The organism is Bacillus sp. 522_BSPC (assembly GCF_001076885.1).
GTDB lineage: Bacteria > Bacillota > Bacilli > Bacillales > Cytobacillaceae > Niallia > Niallia hominis.
In genome coordinates this window covers 1-19,213 of sequence record NZ_JVDT01000143.1, presented here as the reverse complement: position 1 = coordinate 19,213, position 19,213 = coordinate 1, and the positions used below count along the sequence as shown (strand labels likewise).

The window sequence follows — 19,213 nt, the reverse complement described above, 5'->3', positions numbered from 1 at the left end:
GGAGACTAGGAAAAACTAAATAGCAAATCTGTAAAGACGAACATTCTCTAATTTAGCTTTTAAATAAAAGCTACTTTATCATACTGTTTATCTATGTTTTTAAAAATAGTTAAGTGGTAAATATAAAGTTCGTTCCATTGCGCTACAGACACACGATGTGCAGGGGAGCAACCTAAGCCTCGGCAATGCCTGTGGGATCTTAGGTTTTGCTCTCCTTCCCGGAGGAGTCGAGTGCCTCCCGCTCCATTCCACTTCATTTTTTAAAATTTTTTAAAAGGATTCATTATCTAGGATAAGGAGAGAGCTTTTACATATGAAAATAAGTAGATTGTTTCAAATTGTCTATATCTTACTAGAAAGAAAATCGATAACAGCGAACGAATTAGCCGAGAAGTTTGAAGTTTCCGTTCGAACAATTTATCGCGATATTGAAACACTTACTGAATCAGGCATCCCTATCTATACGACCCAAGGTAAAGGTGGAGGAATTACCTTGATGGAGCAGTTTATACTAAACAAATCCCTTCTCTTGGACAAAGAACAAGATGAAATATTATTTTCCCTCCAAAGCCTTTCTGCTACAAATTATCCAGAAGCAAGCGATATTTTAGTAAAACTAAGTCATTTATTTCAAAAGAGTGACACAAAGTGGATTGAAGTAGATTTTTCAGCATGGGGAAGTGATTCAAAAAGGAAGGAGTATTTTTCTCTATTTAAACAAGCTATATTAGAGAGAGAAGTAATCTCTTTTCACTATATAAATTCAAATGGTGATAAAAGCTACCGAAGAGTCCTCCCAACTAAATTATTATTTAAGGACAAGTCTTGGTATTTAGAAGCCTACTGCTTAGACAAAACAGCTTCTCGAATTTTTAAGATTAATCGTATGTCCAAAATAGAAGTAACCGACGATCATCTAGAACAATTAGAGAATGGAGAAACTCTATCATCGACTCCCCCATTCCACAATGATACTCAAGAACGGGCCGATTTAGTTCTGAGAGTTAACCCTAAGGTTAGCTATCGCATTTATGACGAATTCGATGAAAAACATATTACAATCAAGAAAGATGGATTTTATCAAATAACAATCTCTCATATGAAAGGAGAATGGCTATATAGCTATCTCTTATCCTATGGCAATTATGTAGAGGTTATTGAACCTACGGATATAAGGAATGAATTAAGAACTAGAATTCAACAAATGCTGAATCAATATAAAAGATAAAAACCAGCTCTTAATATGATATAACGTAGTCAAGTACTCGGGGTATAGTAAAAATGTACACAAAATTCAATATGGAAAAGCGAGGTTTTATATAATGGAAAGACTGCCCCAAATCATTACCGACTTTATCAATGCGGCAAATAACTATGAGACTCAAGGATTTTTAGCAACATTTTCTAATGATGCCATTATTAAAGAAGACTCATTAGGAAAAATCCTCGTTGGAAAAAACGAAATTCAACACTACTTCGAATCCTATTTCATAGATTACCAAACACAAACAGAAATATTAACATATACAACATCTGAAAATATTATTGACATGAAAGTTTTATTCACTGGTAGTTTTCCAGGTGGAGAAATTAATGGACTTTTTAAATTTAGTCTGAACGACGAAGGACAAATTTCAAACTTAGAAGCTGATTTAGAGTAGGCTGATGGGAAAACAGAGGGAAGGTTCTTCCACTTCCCAAAAGGAATCAGGAGGAACACTCCCTCTGTCTCTTTATACTTTAAATCTGCTAATTAGTTCTTTTAAATTCTCTGCTAAATTGGATAAATCGGATGCAGATGCTGCAATTTCTTCCATGGATGCTAGCTGTTCTTCTGCTGAAGCTGCCACATTTTGAGAATGCATGGAAGTATGCTCAGATATGTTGATGATACCAGATACCGTTGCTAAAACTTCTTGCGTGCTAGCAGAAATTTGTTCAGAGATTGCCGCCATATCATCTGTTAGCTCTGTCATTTTTTCCATGAACTGATAAATTTCTTGGAAGTTATCCTTTGTTTGATTAACAATTGCCAATCCTTCTTTTACATCTGTATTCACCTTTTCAATGGATCGATTGGACTCCATCATTTCTTCCTGTATCGTCTTTATTAACACAGAAATTCGGGAGGAAGACTGCTGAGATTGCTCTGCTAATTTTCTCACTTCATCTGCAACTACCGCAAAGCCTTTTCCATGTTCACCAGCTCTAGCTGCTTCAATTGCCGCATTTAATGCTAACAAATTTGTTTGATTTGCAATATCTGTAATTATCTTTGTTATATTCTCAATCTCTTGGGAACGATTATCCAGATTCTTCATTACTTCCCCACTTACTGCAACGGAACGATTGATTTCATTTATTTGGTTCACGGTCTTATCCACAAAGAAGCTACCTTCCTTTGCCTTCTCCGTTGCATTTTTGCTCACATCTGAAATAACGATAGCATTATCAGCGATTGATTGTATTCCTTTTGAAACCTCTTCAATAGCAAATGAACTCTCTTGAACACTAGTAGTCGATTGCTCCGCCCCATCTGCAACTTGCTGAATGGATTCTGTTATGGTCTCCGTTGCTTTGCTAGTCTCTTCAGCACTTGCTGTTAATTCTTCAGAAGAAGATGCAAGACGTTCAGAGGACATAATTACTTCATTGACCATCGACTTAAGATTCCCTGCCATTTTATTATAGCTATCTGATAAGAGACTTAATTCATCACCAGAATTGTCTTGTATATTCTTTGTAAAATCACCTTCTCCAGCTCGTTCCAAAGCAGCTGTCAAATTAGAAAGTCTCTTTTTCATTTGTCTTGTAAAAATGGATACAACAACAGAGGCTAGAACAATCATAATCACCAAAACTATAATAAATTTCGTTAAAAAGGAAGATATAATTCCATCAATTATCTCTTGAGAAGCCCCGACATATAAAATACCGATAACTTCCCCTGTTGCATTCTCTAAGGGCATATATGCCGTTTGATATAATTTTCCGACAACATTTGCTTCCCCATAAAAACTTTCTCCTTTATTTAATACAGTGCTTACTACTTCTGGTGAAGCCTGTGTGCCAATTGCTCGTTCTCCATCCATCATGACATTTGTCGCAATCCGTGTATCTCTTTGGAAAATCGTTACGGTATCCCCAGTATCCTCACCTATATTGTCGACTACCTCATAATTCTCATTGAGAACAGTATCTCCCTTATAAAGTTTATCTTCTTTAATTTCCCAATCACCTGGAAACTTATTATTTAAATAGCGATAAGCAAGTCCGATATCCCCTTTTGCTTTCTCTGTAGCAAACTGTTTAATTCCCCTTGTAATTTCCTGATTTACCACAAACCCAATAACACCAGACAGAACTAGAATAATTGCAAATACAATAATATTTATTTTTGTTCCTAGCTTTAATTTAAGTTTCATATTTTTCCCCCTTTTCATCCCCTAAATCCCTCCTATTTTCTTCGGACAGAATCGTTTAAAAAAATACTCTTAATAAAGAGTATTTGATACACTTATTACATAGAATGACCTTTATTAGCTGCTAGTCTTGCTTCATACCTTTCTTTGATTCTTTCGTAAAACACTTAACTAGTACTCTTACTATCGGATCTTAATTTAGAATGTTTATTAAATGATACACTTGATAAAAATGGAAAAAGAAGGACGGCGCTTCTCTTTAAGAGAAGCATCGTCCCTCTGCCGTCCTATTTACGAACGAAATACCCAATCATCGCTCCAATAAATGCGGGTAAAACCCAACCCAATCCTATTTCATAAAAAGGAAGAACATTTGCGTAGAAATTCCCAATTTGCTCGAAAAAGCTGAGCTTAGCTTCTGGAATACTATCTACAAGTGCCTGATAACCGTCCAGTATGCTTACGAACAGTGTTAAGATAATGGATGTTAAGTACACACTCTGCTTTCCTTTAAATACTGGCGAAAAAAGTGCAAGCAAGATAAGCACAATCGCTAAAGGATATAAAAACATAAGCACAGGTACAGCAAATTGAATAATTTTGTTTAAGCCTAAATTTGCAAATAAGAAAGAAACAACACATAGAATAAGCACAAAGGCTTTATAGCTAATCTTCGGAAATGCTTCATGAAAAAACTCACTGCAAGATGTAATTAATCCGATACTTGTTTTTAAACAGGCAAGAACTATAATAATTGCAAGCAGTATTCCACCGAAAGAACCAAAATAATGCTTTGCGACAGCGGCAAAGATAAGCCCACCATTTTCAAAAGATCCCACAGCTTGTACACTTGAAGATCCCATATAGGTGATAAATCCATAAATAAGCATCATTAACAACATGGCAAAAATTCCTGATTTCCAAGTTGTTTTGGCAATACTTTTTACATCGCTAATCCCCTTCCCTTTGATTGCATTAATCACAACAATCCCAAAGGCAAGTGATGCAAGGGCATCCATTGTATTATAACCTTCTTTAAATCCAGTCATAAAAGCACTATTTATATAGGTTCCTTGTGGCTCTTGAAAGCTCCCCATTGGGCGAACAAGACTTACAATAATCAATAAAAATAAAAACACTAGAAATGTGGGAGTTAAATATTTACCAATTACATCCATAATCTTTGCTGGATTTAATGAAAAATAGTAAACGAGCAAAAAGAAAAGAAAACTAAAAATAGCCAAAAAAAGCGGAATATATCCATTCTCTATAAATGGCTCAATCCCAACTGCAAATGGAACTGTAGCTGTACGAGGAATCGCAAAAAATGGTCCAATTGTTAAGTAAAGAAAGAGAGAAAAGAGAAATCCGAATGCTGGATGAACACGATCCGAAAGCTCGCGCACACCGTTACTTCCTGATAATCCAATTGCTAATATCCCGAGAAATGGCAGTCCAATAGCCGTAACCAGAAACCCCGCTAGTGCTAGCCAAAAATTCGTACCAGCAAGCTGTCCGAGCTGGATAGGAAAAATTAAATTGCCTGCTCCAAAAAACATACCAAAAAGCATCGTACCAATCAGAGCATAGGTGGAAAAAGAAATTCTTGATTGCATGATCTATTACTCCTTAAAAAAATTCATATAAATTAGATAATACGTGAACATATAAAAGTTCTCAACCACTTCTAAAGGATTTTCTAATAATAGTTCTTTTTTCCTTTTATCTGGATGGTCATTCTCTTAATTCCTTTCTTAAAACCTCTCCAGGCAAACCATCCATTTCTCCAATCCATTCAGAAGTAAATCCCAGCTTGATTAAGATTTTCTTCGAAGCAATATTAGTCGGATCAATAATTGCCTTTACGACCTTTACATTTGTTTGTTCTGCTAATGATAGTATGGTCCCCGCGATTTTACTTCCATATCCTTTCCCCCATGCTTCAGGTAAAAGCATATAGCCAAGTTCTGCCTCCTCCTTTTTCCGTTCATTTACAGTCAAATGACCAAGTCCAATAAACACTTCTGCTTCTGGATGAAAAAAAGCATAAGAACCAAACACATTATATTTCTCATTGCGATTTAGTAATTTCTGGAAATTTATTTCGACCTCTTCTTCTGGTATTGCTCGCTCAGTAATAAGTGCCATCACACTTTTATCAGATACTAGCTGATAATATAATGGAAAATCATTTACTGTAAACCTTCGATAGAACATATTAGTTCTTCTCCTCCCGTATCTTTTATTTCCCTTTTCCCACCATTAATTATGACAATCTAGTGAAGTCTGTATACCAAGCACCCTTTGATAGGATGCTAAGAATATTCTAAAACAAAGAAGGGATAATTCAGTGGAAAAAAGATTAAATTTATTAATGTTTAGTGGCGATTATGATAAAGCGATGGCAGGCTTAATTCTTGCAAATAGTGCCCGTGATTTAAATATAGAAGTTACGATGTTTTTCACATTTTGGGGCCTTTTATTGCTTAGAGATCCAGAAAAAATCGATATGGAAGGTAAGTCTATTTATGAAAAAATGTTTGGCATTCTTACCCCAGAAGACGTGGAAAAGCTCCCTTTATCAAGAATGAACTATGCTGGCATCGGTAAAAGAATGATGCAAGAGATGCTTGATGAAAAAGAAGCACCTCCACTAATAGCTTTCTTAAAAGGGGCTCGAAAAAAACAAATAAAGTTTCTTGCCTGTAAACTATCTGTAGATATACTAGGATTCAAACAAGAAGAATTTTATCCAGAAGTAGAAATTGTTGATGCAAAGGTGTATTTGGAAGATGCCTTAAAGTCGGATATCCAGCTTTTTATTTAAAAAAAATACACACCTTTTCTAAAAAGGCGGTCCATCTGCTTTGCAAATGACCGCCAAAAACTTTAATATATTTCCGTTGCATCAGGCTGTAGCTTATAAACATGCCTTAAATGGCTTTTTACCTTATTCGTCTCTTCCAATGGATAACAAAAATCCAACTGTTTTCCAACTTCTAAAGCCACTCTTTCAAATAATGCCGTCATTGAAAATAATGCTCTCCAAACTTGGTCATACTCTCCATTAGGATAGGTCTCCAGCAGTTTCTCCCATGTATGCTCATTAAGGTATCGCTTTAAGTACTTACTATTTTTGCCCATACTAAGCGAGAACTCTGTTTTGATGCCAACCTTCCATTCTAACATTTTCAAAAGCATTGCTCTTACTATATTCATATGATCAATCGCATAGAGGATTTCTTGCCTCCATAATCCCTTAACCACATAGGTAGATACCCACCAGAATTCATTCACACAGTCAGCGAATTGTTCTGCTGTCGGCTTTTTCACCCAATATTTCTTATCTGTGCTAGGCGGGACATGTGGAAGATTATCATCCTTATCTAATAAAACCAACGTCAGCCCATCCTCTTGGCAGTAGCTCTCCTTTTGCTCAATAGGAATAAGCGTTAAATCAATCCGGTTCCCATCTGCAAATAACATAAGATAAGAGAATCGCCCACCAAGCGTTGATGGGAAGAGAGAAGAATCTTCTGGTGTTTGCATAATGATTCTTTCTCCAAAGACATCCACCCAATCAGGCTCATTCAATAAAGATTTCATATTATCCACGATATACACAATATCAAAATCTTGAAAAGGATCTTTTGGTACATTGGGATTGGTTCTTGATCCATTCATACAAACAGCTCTCACTCTATGATTCCCATTAGCCACTTTCAGCACTAAATCTAGCATCTGCTTCTCTGTCCGCATTCTATTCCCTCCAATTATATGAAATCGGCTATTCCTCTATTTATAATTGGTGGTGCCCGAATCCAAATAAAATCTCGTTATATAAAGTGCTCTCCATCATTCATCTTCTTCCCACTCCATTTAATAAATAATATATGGTCCAAAAAATATCGTTAATAAAATAATATGTACACCAACAAAATAGATAATTCTTGGTGCCCCTATCCATTCATTCACATGTTTCGTTAACATAGTTAAAAAATATGCAATAACAGCAAATAATAATAGATAGACATAAGGACTGCCTGAAAAAGTTAAATATCCCGGTGCACTTGATAATATATTAGGTACAAAGAAACGATCCTTAAATAGTACGGCGGCGACTAAATAAATACCGATTCCCGTATAAAAAATCCATGGTCGATCATAATCCACTTTTCTACTGAAAAACAAATACATAACTATCACAAATAGGATTGGCCATATTAACCAAATGAAAGAAAGAGCAAAAGCAAAAAAGGAAGTAGAAAGCATTCCAAATGTTTTTCCAAGCGCCTGCAGCCAATCTTCAGCTGTATGTTTAATTTGCTTGTTTATCCCCGACAGGTCATTGGAAGAAACATAAACTTTATTGCCATCTCCATCAAGATCCATCCAAACAATTGTATTCTCATCTAACCATTGAGGAATAGTGGAAATCGCCGCTGTATTACTGCGCCGTTCTGTTTTGGTATCTCCCTTTTCTCCTATTTCAGATTCATAAATATTAAATCCACTCTTCTCATTATATTTCGTTTCCGTAAAACCATTCGCTTTAAATAAAAGACTCGGTTTTCCATCCCTATAAGTAAAGGCGACATCTGAAATTTCCGTTAATTTCCCGTTCTCTATTGCAGGGTCCTGAAATGCTAACTCATACTGTACAGGCAGTTGAGTGCTTGCAATATCAATTTCTGCAAAATAGTTAAAATACTCAGGTTTACCTTGTGTTAACTCCAGCTCTTCTTGAAGTAATAATGCTAGTTTCTGTTCCTCAAATGTGAAGGAAATCCCATTTACTATCTTTCCAGGATCAACCTTTATTTTTGTTTCATATAAATGATTTATTTTTCTATCCTGAAGACGGTATAAAGTTAGTTCGACATTACTTTTTCCCTTTGTAAACAAGAGAAGATGTATGCCATCATCATTCTCTTCAATAGAAATCTTTTCCTTATCTAGATTAATCTCCATCAGTTTCGAAGATTTTTTTGTTTCAGGATTTAATAGAAATAGCGTATTTTCTTTTACATATAGAATAGACGAATCCAGCGGGTAGAATTCCTCTACATCAGCAACTAATTCCGTCTTATTTTGGTCATAAATATTTTTATAGTCAAAATAAATCAGCTGATCATTTCCCTGATAAATTTGTGTCCATTTATCTACTGGAATATCATATTCCTTCTCTTTTTCTATACGAAACTCCTTATTCATTGTTGCCGTATTTAATTTATTTTTCTGAAAAAAGGAGAACAAGTAATGGCCATCCTCTGTTTTTTTTATTGCTGGTAATTTATTTACTTCAGATTGACCAACTAATAATCCTCTGCTCCAATCTGATTCCGGCTGTGCTGTAACTTTGGAAAAGTTTTGGACAAACAATAAAAACACTCCTAATAAAATCAGCACACCTGGTATCACCAAATATAGATTTAGTCGCATCCAGGTCTTCATCTTATTCCCCCATATTGTTTCAAATGAACTCTCTTTGTTTTTTGAATATAACAATAATAGCATATTTTCTGACAAAATATGCTATTATTATCCTCTTTTCTATATCGCAAATAAAAGACGACATTAAATAGGGATCCGTTCTATTTTAATAAGAACAAATCCCATTTTACTCATTCACCCAGTTAAAATATCTTCTTTCGGATATCGAATCTTTGCTTTATTTGGTTTTGCTAAAGAAAAAGCTAAAGTTAACGGTCCTATTTTTCCGACGAACATAACAAAAACAATCACCATTTTCCCTATCGACGTTAATGCACCTGTTAGTCCCATCGATAAGCCTGAGGTACCAAAAGCAGATACTACTTCAAACACAATTTCAAGGAATCTTGCATTATTCTCGGTTACATCCAAAATAAAAATGGCTACACATATAACAGATAGACTTATAATCGTGATTGCCAATGATTTTACAACGGTTCTATCATCAATAGATCGATTAAAAACAACGATTTCTTCTTTATTTCTTAAAAACGAAAGAACAGACAATACCATAGCAAGGAAGGTTGTTAGTTTAATACCTCCACCTGTAGAACCGCTTCCTGCCCCAATAAACATTAGCAGAATCATTAAAAACAGGGTTGATTCATTTAAGCCACCAATATCAACTGTATTAAAACCAGCTGTTCTTGGCACTACTCCCTGAAAATAAGCAGCTTGGATTTTCCCAGACAAGGATAAATCTCCTAATGTTTGAGGATTATCATATTCAAAGCTGAATACAAGAAACACGGCAATAATATTAATGACAATTGTTCCAACTACCATCAACTTTGTATGCAAGGTAAGTTTATTAAACTCCGATTTCTTCCACAAATCAAACACAACGGTAAAACCTATTCCCCCAACAATAAAGAGAATAGAAATAATGATATTAACGACTGGGTCTGCTACATATCTAGTTAAGTTATCCGGCCAGATGGAAAATCCAGCATTATTAAAGGAAGAAACAGAGTGAAAAATTGCTGCATAACTCCCTTTTCCCCATCCCATTTCTGGAACCCATCTGATAGCTAGTAGAACTGCCGCAACAGTCTCGAGAATAATGGAAAATAAAAATAACTGCTTTGCTAATTTGATAATTCCTCCCATAGACGTTTGACCTAAAGCTTGCTGGATAAGAAGACGCTCTTTAAATCCAATCTTTCTCCCTAAGGTCATGAAAATTAAGACAGCAAACGTCATGATTCCTAATCCACCAAGCTGAATTAAACATAATATCACTATTTCTCCGAATAAGGTAAACGAAGCTCCGGTATCAATAACGGCTAAACCAGTAACTGTCATTGCAGAAGTAGACGTGAATAACGCATCTATCCATGAAATGCTTCCAGTCGTAGCTAAAGGTACTTTCAAAAGAACTGTACCTAGTATCGTAAAAGCTAAAAATACGAAAATAAGAATCTGAGGCGGGCTTAATGCAATTATATCCTTTTTCTTAGGAATCCTCATTCTTTCCCTTCTTCCTTCCAATATAACGTCCTACAAAATGATTCTTTCATAGCTTGTGCAGAATTTTCGTTCCTATAATTTTTTATTCTAAAATTCACACGTCAAAAACCACAGAGGTATCCTACTGTGGTCCATGAATTACGCAATGAGCACAAGTTCGATTCACTCTTCTTACAACGCTTGCGAAGTTAGCAGTCGGATTCGGGTCTAAGAAATAACCCTACCTTTCACAAAAAGGATTCACCCCTAGTGATTATTCACATAAAAATTGGGTCCTCCACTCCTCCTACATGGAGGATTCAGCGACATTACTTGAAATTTATTATTTTTTTGTATCTTACTCTGTTAATAGAGGTTTGTAAAGGGCTATTTAGGTTAAAAATCAAGCAAAAACAAGGAGAAATAACTTCTTCTCATTCTCATTCTTTATTTTTCTAATCATGGCTATTATTTATGCTTATTCATATATCCAATGCAGCCAAATCTATTTTCATTATTTCAATTGACCTAACAAACTGATAGCTAATATTTTTCCTCGCCATATTCTTTAATCATCCTATAAAAGGATACCCAAATTTCTTATCACTAATAAATAAATAACAAAAGAATAATAGATAGTGTATCCATGTTGATAGCAGAAAATACTAATGATACCGCCAATCCGCTCAACACTTACACTCACAAGCGCCCTACTTATAATATATACGAGACTAAGATTTAGTTTGATGTTAAAGCGATCGTATAAATAAAAGAAAAGAGAACTGATTGGCGCATACATCACATGGGATAAAAAATCGATTAGTTCAAAAGAAGAACTATCATTGATTATATAATAATGAACTGGCAATACACTTAAAGTATAACCAAACAAGAAACCCAAAAAACACCACACATGAGATAAACACTGGTTGTCTTTTTGGAAATCGTTTTGGAAGGATGAACACCACCAAAAATCCAACAGGGAGTGAAATGATAATACTCCACTCATTCGTATTAAACTATTATCATAGCGTATCTCATTCATTTTTTTCATTTCTCCTTTATCTAGGCCAATAAACCAGCGGCCTATTCACCATACTTTATAGCATAAATAAACACCCCATACATAAGAAATGAGTAATATTCGTTCCATTTAAGGAATGTAAGGGATATCAGTCCTCAAATATATTCGGTCTTCTAATGATAAGCATAAAAAAAATGGTTACCGAAGCTTCCCATCGCCATTTTGCCTTCCAATTAGATTGAAGTACACATTCAGACAAAAGAATTTGAAAAGGTATTACAATAAAGCGACATATATAATAGACATGGCAAAAGAACCTTCCACACTTCGAGTAAGTGGCAGCCCTTGCAAATTAACATCAAGTATAGTAAACAAAGTAATCGTTGATATTCCGATTATAAAGTACAAAAAAACCATTTCAGTAAGTGTTAACCTTTTAGGAACAACCGCAAATACAATCAACACGGAACATGGTTAACAATAGCTAGAATCGCGAGGGACATGATAATCATCCTTTAAATTGACATATAACAGATAATATTCCCAAACCACAACGTTATTTATAAAATAAAGATTTCACTAAGGAAATGGTTCTAAAGACTTTCTTTCCACAAGTACATTTTGCTCCATATATAACATCTTAGGCAATCGAAAAAACCCTTCAAGCTTTATAAACTTAAAGGGTTTTTCCATAAAAATATGCCTATATTGATTTTACCTATATTTTGACGTGATACCTTCCCTTAGGGACAACTAAAGGAGTACCAGAGACTGGATCATTAATAACTGTACAATTAAGGCCAAAAATATCTTCAACTAATGTACTCGTAATAATATCTTCTGGTTTTCCTTCTCCCACAAGCCTCCCTTTTTCCAGCGCAAAAATATAATCAGCGTAACGTGCAGAAAGGTTGATATCATGTAGCACCATTACAATCGTTGTCCCGTATTTCCGATTAAGATCGGTTAACAGATCTAAAATTTCTACTTGATAAGTGATATCTAAGAAAGTTGTCGGCTCATCAAGAAATAAAATATCTGTTTGCTGGGCTAATGCCATCGCAATCCAAACACGCTGTCTTTGCCCACCGGATAGCTCATCAATATCACGATTAGCAAATTCTGTTATTTCCATCATTTCCATTGCATCTGCAACCGCCTCATAATCCTTTTTTGACCAACCACTTAAGAAAGATTGATGAGGGAATCTCCCTCGCCCAACTAAATCTGCTACCGTTATTCCTTCAGGCACAATAGGAGATTGCGGTAAAATGCCAAGAATTCGAGCTAATTGCTTTGGCGGAAACTTACTTATCGCCTTTCCATCAAGGGTGATATTACCAGACGAAGATTTAATTAGATTAGATAGTGTTTTTAAGAGTGTTGATTTCCCGCAGCCATTCGCTCCGATTATCACACTTATTTTATTACTCGGAATTTCAAGCTCGATATCTTCTAAGATCATTTTATTTTCATAGCCCGAGGCTAACTTTTCCGCTCGAAATTCATGTATCTTATCCATTACAATTCCTCCTTTCGATTCATTCGAATTAATAGCATGATTAAGTATGGAGCACCTAGTATACCTGTTATCACCCCAACTGGGTATCTAGCAACAAATGCAAACTGCCCAATAAGATCAGATGCTAAAACTAAAATGATTCCCACAAGACCTGCTGGTATAACACTAGAGAAACCAATACCAACTAACCTTTTTGCGATAGGTCCAGAAAGGAATGCGACAAATGCAATGGGTCCTGTTGTAGCAGTAGCTAAAGCAATGATTAGTACCGAACTGATAATCAAAATAACCCTTGTTCTATCTGTATTAACTCCAAGAGATGTTGCTGTTTGCTCTCCAAGTTCTAACATATCTAAACGCTTTCCAAGTAAGATAATGATAGGTGCAAAGATAAGAACGGTAACCATAAGAGCATAAAGATTCTCCATTTTAGCTCCATTTAAACTACCACTTAACCATCTCATCGCTGTAGGAACATCATGATGCTGTCCGATAAGCAATAAATAGGATATTACCGCATTTAACATTGCCTGTATTCCAATTCCTATCAATATTAACCTACCAATGGAAAAAGAACTTCCTTTTGATAATAGGAAAATGACGATTACCGTAGCTAGTCCACCGATTATTGAAGCAATCGAAACAAACGTACTACTTGCATGAAGAACAATAATACAAAAAACCGCAGCAGCACTTGAGCCCGCTGTTATTCCAATAACATTTGGGTTTGCTAAAGGATTACGAAGCATTGTTTGAAATACATGTCCTGAAATACCAAAAGCAAATCCAGCGAAAACACCAGCAACCATTCGTGGAAATCGTATCGTTCCGACCGCAAAGGAGGCTCCTTTTACCTGTTCACCTAGTAACACACTAATTACATCTGTAACAGGATAAATCGTGTTTCCTAACATAAGCATCGTACAGCATAGCGCAAAAGCAATGATTGCAAGAAGCCAAGTAACAAGTATAAAACGACGACGTCTTTTTATTCTACCTATCATAATTAGATTCAATGATTCATTCATCATAACGCACGCATTTTCGCTTTCATAGTTATTAAAATTAAAATTGGAGCACCAATAAATGCCGTGACTACTCCTACTTCGAGCTCACCAGGGCTACCAAGAAGTCGGCCACATACATCTGAAATGGTTAGTATAATCGCTCCAGCTACAGCTGACATGGGGATAATATACCGTAAATCAGGTCCAATAAGGAGTCTAATCACATGTGTTGCAAGCAGACCGATGAAGCCAATTGGACCTGCTAGCGCTGTTGCTGCACCGCACAATAATACTCCTCCGAATGCCGCAACAAGTCTAAGTGTGCCGGTCCGTACACCTAATCCTGTAGCTACTTCATCCCCCAATGCTAAAGCATTTAAGGCTGGAGCAGAAAAAAAAGCTATTAATATACCAACAAGAAGAAACGGAACGAATATAGAGATAGAATCCCAATTTCCAGCTCCAACACTGCCCACCTGCCAAAATCTAAATTGATCCATCACATTGGATCGCGGAATCATAATGGCCATTACTAGAGAGGATAAAGCAGCACTTGTCGCCGCCCCCGCTAAAACGAGCTTAAGGGGGGTGGCACCGCCACTCCCCATCGAACCAATTCCGAATACAAAAATGGCAGTTAAGATTGCCCCTGCTAATGCAAACCAAATGTATTGACCAGCAGTGCCAATATGAAAAAAGGATATTCCACAAACAACGAATAGAGCTGCACCTGTGTTTACTCCTAATATGCTAGGATCTGCAATCGGATTACGTGTGACAGATTGCATAAGAGCCCCAGAAACTCCTAATGCAGCACCACACATTAAACTAAATACAGTTCTAGCAATTCTTTGGCGAACAACATTTGCCCCATGGGACTGTATGTCAGGATGGAATAATCCATCCATTATTTCATTCCAGCCAACTGTACGAGAGCCAAAAGCAAGAGACGCCAATATACTTATACCGAGTAAGACAATAGAAAATAATAATACGCTCATAAACTTTCTCGGTATTACTAACTGCTTATTTTTTAGAACGGATGTATGATCCATTTAGTTCACTTTACTTACAGCTTCTGAGAGTAATTTTAAGTACTCATCGAGAGTATATTCAATGGACAGTGTACTTGGTGTTCCTGCTGCTGCAAGTGGCGTATTATCCTCAATAATCACAACAGATCCTCTCTCTACAGCTGGAATTTTCCCGAAAATCGGATCAGCCTGTAAAGCCGCAAGTGTTTCATCATTTCCATAGGAAACGAAAATATCAACATCATTTAATATATCAGCATTTTCAGCACTTACTTCCAAATAGAAACTAGTTGGGTCCGTCATTTGACTTGTTATACTTTCCGGATACTCCATCCCTAACTCTGTAAGAAATTCACCACGAGGATCTGTTGGAGAGTAGATGTAAAACTTCGATAAATCAGAACCATTCATACTCACGAATGCTGCTTTTTTCCCTTTTATTTCAGGATATTGATTCGCTTTATCAGCAATAAACTTTTCTGTATCGGAAATAAGCTGTTTTCCTTCTTCTTCCATGCCCATTCCTATTGAATTGTACGTTACTTGTTCACGCCAGGACGCTACCCAAGGACTTTCTTGATAGGCAACCACTGGTGCAATTTCACTTAAAGTATCATATTCTTCTTGTGTAATACCAGAATATGCTGCAAGAATAACATCTGGATTAGAATCAGCAATTGCTTCAAAATCTAAGCCATCTGTATCTTGATAGATATTAGGATTTTCCTCACCTAGTTCTTCTAGTTTTTCAGCCGTCCAAGGTAACATACCGCTATCATCTTGAACACCATAATTTGCTGCAGAGAAACCAACTGGTACAACGCCTAGTGCAAGTGCCACATCTTGGTTGGACCACGCAATAGTAGCAACACGTTCTGGCTTCTCTTCAATTACGCTATCACCAAACGCATGTTTAATCGTGATTGGATACTGCGAATCTGTATTGGAATCAGCGGACTTTTCTTCATCCGTTTTCGGAGATGACTGACTTGAACAACCTGCTAGTAAAAGAATTGCAACAACTGAGAATAAGAAAATTTGAATAAATGACTTTTGGCGTTTTTTAAACATATGTATGTCCTTTCCTTTTTTGATTTTTATAATGATTATCATTCTCAATTATAATACTTGTTTTTTATTTTTCTGTCAATTACAACTAAGAAAAATACCTACTATTATGCGTGATCGTGTCGAAATAACAGCATAAGCAATTATACTTTCTAAAGAGTTACGAATAAAAGGGCAATAATCCCAAAGAATTATTGCCCTTTTATTCGTAATTTCGACTTTAAGTAGCTCTGTTAACTATTTCTCTACGAAAAAACTTTATTATTAGTCTCCATTTATTGTAACTTTTTACAAAAAAGAAACTCGCCATTGTCTATTCAACCACTTCCTTTATCATCTAAAGGAATTTTAAGCTATAAGGAAAATATTAATTCGCTAATTTCACTAGCATATGCGCTAATTTATGGCGTTCTTCTTCATTTCCCACCTTCCAAAGTTCCTGAAGAAGAGCTTCCTCACGATTTTGCGGTTCAGCATTTTTAGCGAGATAACCCGCAACTTTTTCAGCACCTTTTGCTAATTGCTCTTCATCCATGCCGAGATTTTTTCCTAATTCTATTTTACTACTAAGATAGGATTTGAATTCATTAAAATTCACTAGCTTGTCATGCATTTCTTTATTGCCCATGTCCTTCACTTTTTCTTCAGCCTTGTTGGGGTTCGCATCATAATTATTCATCATATAATCTTCCCTCCAATTGTTTTAGTCCCTTAACTATTCCCCCGAAAGGCATATTAAAACTTATTGTGAGTTAACAATAATATCCAATGACCGAATATCGTTAAGCCTATACAAAAAACGAAGGACTGCCGGGAATATACACCCGAAAATACCTTCGCTTCAAAAAACTATTTATTATTCTATTTAACTGGACCTATATATCGATCTCTACCTGCTCCTAACCCAAATAGAAAGATTAATAACGACGCGCCAACCAAAATAAATAGTGGTGTGGTCCAACTATTTGATACATCATGTAAATACCCAAAGAGGGTGGGACCAATTGCAGCGAGTAAATAGCCAACTGATTGAGCCATACCAGAAAGTTCAGCAGCCTGCCTAGCACTCTCCGTTCTTAAGCCAAAAAACATCATCGCTAAACTGAATGCAAATCCTCCCCCAATGCCTATCATGACAATCCAACATATAATAAAACTTTTACTTCCATAGATTAATCCCAGTGTTCCAGATAATAGTAAGACGCTAGTTATACTTACTAAGGAATGCTGGCTTTTCATTCGCCCCGCAATAATAATAATTGGCACGATAAAAGTAAATGGAAGTAACGCCAATTGCATAACAGAAAGCAGCCAACCAGATTGGTCTGAACTTATTCCTTGTTGTTGTAAAATCTCAGGCAGCCATGCAATAAGTATGTAAAACACCATCGATTGTAATCCCATAAACAAGGTCACTTGCCACGCTAATGGAGAACGCCACAACTTCACCTGACTATCCACTACTTTATTTTGAACAATCACTGTTTCCTTGTTAAAATATTTTACTTGAGGCAACCAGAATAAAATCGATAAGAAACTAAGCATTCCCCAAATCCCTAATCCACCTTGCCATCAAAGTCCAATAGCAATTGGAACACTAATTCCTGAAGCAATAGCACCTAATAGATTCATTGAAATAGAATACACACCTGTCATTAATCCAATTCGTGTTGGAAACTCTTGTTTAATGAGACTAGGCAATAACACATTAGAAATAGAAATCGCTAACCCAAGAACCGCTGTACCAATATATAAAGCCGTAACCCCTGGTAGGAATCGTAAAACAATTCCTATCGTAAGAAAGATAATAGACGTCAGAATCATGACTTCCACACCAAATTTCCGAGCTAGTTTAGGTACAATGGGGGAGAAAAGGGCAAAAGATAATAATGGCACTGTGGTAATCATACCTGCCATTGTATTGGAAATATGTAGATCATCCCTTATAAATCCTACTAAAGGACCCACTGAAGTTAATGGAGCTCTTAAATTGGCAGCAATAAAGATAATACCTACAATAATCATCCAAACTGCTGATTTACGAACAGCTTGATTTAATTGAATATGTTGATTAGTCATGATTTCCCCCTGATTTTTATTTATCCTTATATGAATTAGTCATTTGAGCATATTAATATATTATAATTTACAAAATAATAATAAACTAACAATATTGTCTATTATTATTGATTAACAGGAGTAATATTTTCGATTGCAAAAATCATTTAATCAATCAGGTATAAGCTATTTTTTTATACAAAAAATAACTAGATGCACTGTTTAATACAGTAAAATTCCACAAAATTTATGATCTGATTTCACTATAATGGACAAAAAACCGAAGGCGTGCCGGGATAATCCCGGACATGTTGCTTTAAAATAAAGTTTAATCAAAAATACCTCCCAAGCCAGCGTTTTACGATAAATAAAAGAATCAATTTTGAAAAAAGATTGATCAAAATTGATTCTTATCCAACAGATTTAAGTTTCGGTTTTATAAAAAAGTTTGATCATTTTCTATGTATTTCTCCACAATCACGCCCTTTTCTAGAACAATTATATAACCTAAAATTCTTCATTTTTAATTTTGCTCTTGGAGATCCCCCAAAAAAAGAGTCCATAGAATAGACTCTTAAAATCGAGAATTAATTTTCCTGTAACTCTTTCACTTTTCTGTAAAATCTTATCTTTTTATCTCCTGTCGGAGTCAATGATTCTCATTATGAGAATCAAAAAGCATTAGATATGCAAAAAACTCAGATGTTTCTTGATTAACATGAGGTGTGTCGATTCCACGTTCAATAATCATATCAACTTTTAGTTCTTCGTAATTGGAGGTTATTGCATTTAACTGGGATTCAATAATGACAAGTATTCTTTCATTATCAGATGTAATCCCCATATGATTGTAGTAATGATCACTTTTTTCATTTCTTACTACTTCATACGAAATGAAATTTAAGTTATCCAAGTTAGATTTTATAGGGTCGTTTTTGTGTACATTAATATAGTTAAGCATTGTCATTTTTAAGAAAATAGCTTCGGATTCTGATAATTCTGTTTCGACAATATCTAATTTTTTTTGAAATGCGGAGATAACGTCATTAACTGATTGTAACGGTCGAATCTCATGGGAATATTGCTGCTTCAAATATGCTTTGTACTCAACATGGTCCACGTAATCACCTCATTAA

General features: G+C 35.6%; 15 protein-coding genes, 3 pseudogenes and 1 riboswitch. Of the genes and pseudogenes, 3 read left to right on the top strand and 15 right to left on the bottom strand.

Annotated features, from left to right (window positions below; all coding sequences use genetic code 11):
• Window positions 1-313: 313 nt before the first annotated feature.
• Both ADJ83_RS11245 and ADJ83_RS11240 read left to right on the top strand, forming a co-directional pair.
• Window positions 314-1,228, top strand: coding sequence for a helix-turn-helix transcriptional regulator (locus tag ADJ83_RS11245; RefSeq protein ID WP_031535167.1), 915 nt, complete (start codon window positions 314-316; stop codon window positions 1,226-1,228).
• 94 nt (window positions 1,229-1,322) lie between these two features.
• The gene (locus ADJ83_RS11240; RefSeq protein WP_031535168.1) at window positions 1,323-1,661 is read left to right on the top strand and encodes a hypothetical protein; all 339 of its coding nucleotides are present in this window, start codon (window positions 1,323-1,325) and stop codon (window positions 1,659-1,661) included.
• Between the two features lie 72 nt (window positions 1,662-1,733).
• Here ADJ83_RS11240 and ADJ83_RS26850 read toward each other — a convergent pair.
• From ADJ83_RS26850 to ADJ83_RS11225, 4 genes and pseudogenes are all read right to left on the bottom strand, one after another.
• A pseudogene (locus ADJ83_RS26850) lies at window positions 1,734-2,375 on the bottom strand (methyl-accepting chemotaxis protein); the annotation flags it as partial.
• A gap of 300 nt (window positions 2,376-2,675) precedes the next feature.
• Window positions 2,676-3,425, bottom strand: a pseudogene (locus tag ADJ83_RS26845) (cache domain-containing protein); the annotation flags it as partial.
• Window positions 3,426-3,709: 284 nt separating this feature from the next.
• Window positions 3,710-5,038 carry a branched-chain amino acid transport system II carrier protein gene (gene brnQ, locus ADJ83_RS11230; RefSeq protein WP_031535173.1) on the bottom strand — a complete coding sequence of 443 codons (1,329 nt, stop codon included), beginning with the start codon at window positions 5,036-5,038 and terminating at the stop codon, window positions 3,710-3,712.
• A gap of 118 nt (window positions 5,039-5,156) precedes the next feature.
• Complete coding sequence (locus ADJ83_RS11225) at window positions 5,157-5,639, bottom strand: GNAT family N-acetyltransferase (protein WP_031535175.1); 483 nt, start codon at window positions 5,637-5,639, stop codon at window positions 5,157-5,159.
• Between the two features lie 133 nt (window positions 5,640-5,772).
• Between ADJ83_RS11225 and ADJ83_RS11220 the strand changes: the two genes are divergently transcribed.
• Entirely contained in the window at window positions 5,773-6,249 is a 477-nt protein-coding gene (locus ADJ83_RS11220; RefSeq protein ID WP_031535177.1) for a DsrE/DsrF/DrsH-like family protein, read from the top strand.
• Between the two features lie 62 nt (window positions 6,250-6,311).
• On the opposite strand, the gene ADJ83_RS11215 is transcribed toward ADJ83_RS11220, so the two are convergent.
• The 11 genes and pseudogenes from ADJ83_RS11215 to ADJ83_RS11170 form a co-directional block, all read right to left on the bottom strand.
• Window positions 6,312-7,181, bottom strand: a complete 870-nt coding sequence (locus ADJ83_RS11215) for an aminoglycoside 6-adenylyltransferase (RefSeq protein ID WP_031535179.1) — start codon at window positions 7,179-7,181, stop codon at window positions 6,312-6,314.
• A gap of 120 nt (window positions 7,182-7,301) precedes the next feature.
• The gene (locus ADJ83_RS11210; RefSeq protein WP_031535181.1) at window positions 7,302-8,876 is read right to left on the bottom strand and encodes a hypothetical protein; all 1,575 of its coding nucleotides are present in this window, start codon (window positions 8,874-8,876) and stop codon (window positions 7,302-7,304) included.
• Window positions 8,877-9,050: 174 nt separating this feature from the next.
• Window positions 9,051-10,385: a TrkH family potassium uptake protein gene (locus tag ADJ83_RS11205; RefSeq protein ID WP_031535183.1), complete on the bottom strand. Its 1,335-nt coding sequence runs from the start codon at window positions 10,383-10,385 to the stop codon at window positions 9,051-9,053.
• Window positions 10,386-10,547: 162 nt separating this feature from the next.
• Window positions 10,548-10,700: riboswitch (cyclic di-AMP (ydaO/yuaA leader) on the bottom strand.
• Window positions 10,701-10,941: 241 nt separating this feature from the next.
• A complete protein-coding gene (locus ADJ83_RS24875) occupies window positions 10,942-11,409 on the bottom strand; it encodes a hypothetical protein (RefSeq protein ID WP_231512496.1) in 468 nt (155 codons plus the stop codon).
• Window positions 11,410-12,106: 697 nt separating this feature from the next.
• Complete coding sequence (locus ADJ83_RS11200) at window positions 12,107-12,910, bottom strand: ABC transporter ATP-binding protein (RefSeq protein WP_031535186.1); 804 nt, start codon at window positions 12,908-12,910, stop codon at window positions 12,107-12,109.
• The gene (locus tag ADJ83_RS11195) at window positions 12,910-13,941 is read right to left on the bottom strand and encodes a FecCD family ABC transporter permease (RefSeq protein ID WP_031535188.1); all 1,032 of its coding nucleotides are present in this window, start codon (window positions 13,939-13,941) and stop codon (window positions 12,910-12,912) included. Before ADJ83_RS11195 ends, ADJ83_RS11200 begins: the two co-directional genes overlap by 1 nt.
• Window positions 13,938-14,972: a FecCD family ABC transporter permease gene (locus tag ADJ83_RS11190; RefSeq protein ID WP_031535190.1), complete on the bottom strand. Its 1,035-nt coding sequence runs from the start codon at window positions 14,970-14,972 to the stop codon at window positions 13,938-13,940. The genes ADJ83_RS11195 and ADJ83_RS11190 overlap by 4 nt, the downstream gene beginning before the upstream one ends.
• Window positions 14,973-16,022 (bottom strand): iron-siderophore ABC transporter substrate-binding protein, encoded by a 1,050-nt coding sequence (locus ADJ83_RS11185; protein ID WP_031535191.1) that lies wholly within the window; start codon window positions 16,020-16,022, stop codon window positions 14,973-14,975.
• Window positions 16,023-16,386: 364 nt separating this feature from the next.
• Window positions 16,387-16,701, bottom strand: coding sequence for a DUF3243 domain-containing protein (locus ADJ83_RS11180; RefSeq protein WP_031535193.1), 315 nt, complete (start codon window positions 16,699-16,701; stop codon window positions 16,387-16,389).
• Between the two features lie 179 nt (window positions 16,702-16,880).
• Window positions 16,881-18,098 (bottom strand): annotated as a pseudogene (locus tag ADJ83_RS11175) (CynX/NimT family MFS transporter).
• 628 nt (window positions 18,099-18,726) lie between these two features.
• A complete protein-coding gene (locus tag ADJ83_RS11170; protein ID WP_031539375.1) occupies window positions 18,727-19,197 on the bottom strand; it encodes a hypothetical protein in 471 nt (156 codons plus the stop codon).
• Between the last annotated feature and the right edge of the window lie 16 nt (window positions 19,198-19,213).

What these genes read in the sequence shown, in the direction of transcription:
- ADJ83_RS11240 (WP_031535168.1), top strand. Translation starts at nt 1,323, where the DNA reads ATGGAAAGACTGCCCCAAATCATTACCGACTTTATCAATGCGGCAAAT.
- ADJ83_RS11215 (WP_031535179.1), bottom strand. Translation starts at nt 7,181, where the DNA reads ATGCGGACAGAGAAGCAGATGCTAGATTTAGTGCTGAAAGTGGCTAAT.
- ADJ83_RS11200 (WP_031535186.1), bottom strand. Translation starts at nt 12,910, where the DNA reads ATGGATAAGATACATGAATTTCGAGCGGAAAAGTTAGCCTCGGGCTAT.
- ADJ83_RS11245 (WP_031535167.1), top strand. Translation starts at nt 314, where the DNA reads ATGAAAATAAGTAGATTGTTTCAAATTGTCTATATCTTACTAGAAAGA.
- ADJ83_RS11180 (WP_031535193.1), bottom strand. Translation starts at nt 16,701, where the DNA reads ATGATGAATAATTATGATGCGAACCCCAACAAGGCTGAAGAAAAAGTG.
- brnQ (WP_031535173.1), bottom strand. Translation starts at nt 5,038, where the DNA reads ATGCAATCAAGAATTTCTTTTTCCACCTATGCTCTGATTGGTACGATG.
- ADJ83_RS11205 (WP_031535183.1), bottom strand. Translation starts at nt 10,385, where the DNA reads ATGAGGATTCCTAAGAAAAAGGATATAATTGCATTAAGCCCGCCTCAG.
- ADJ83_RS11190 (WP_031535190.1), bottom strand. Translation starts at nt 14,972, where the DNA reads ATGGATCATACATCCGTTCTAAAAAATAAGCAGTTAGTAATACCGAGA.
- ADJ83_RS11185 (WP_031535191.1), bottom strand. Translation starts at nt 16,022, where the DNA reads ATGTTTAAAAAACGCCAAAAGTCATTTATTCAAATTTTCTTATTCTCA.
- ADJ83_RS11225 (WP_031535175.1), bottom strand. Translation starts at nt 5,639, where the DNA reads ATGTTCTATCGAAGGTTTACAGTAAATGATTTTCCATTATATTATCAG.
- ADJ83_RS24875 (WP_231512496.1), bottom strand. Translation starts at nt 11,409, where the DNA reads ATGAATGAGATACGCTATGATAATAGTTTAATACGAATGAGTGGAGTA.
- ADJ83_RS11195 (WP_031535188.1), bottom strand. Translation starts at nt 13,941, where the DNA reads ATGATGAATGAATCATTGAATCTAATTATGATAGGTAGAATAAAAAGA.
- ADJ83_RS11210 (WP_031535181.1), bottom strand. Translation starts at nt 8,876, where the DNA reads ATGAAGACCTGGATGCGACTAAATCTATATTTGGTGATACCAGGTGTG.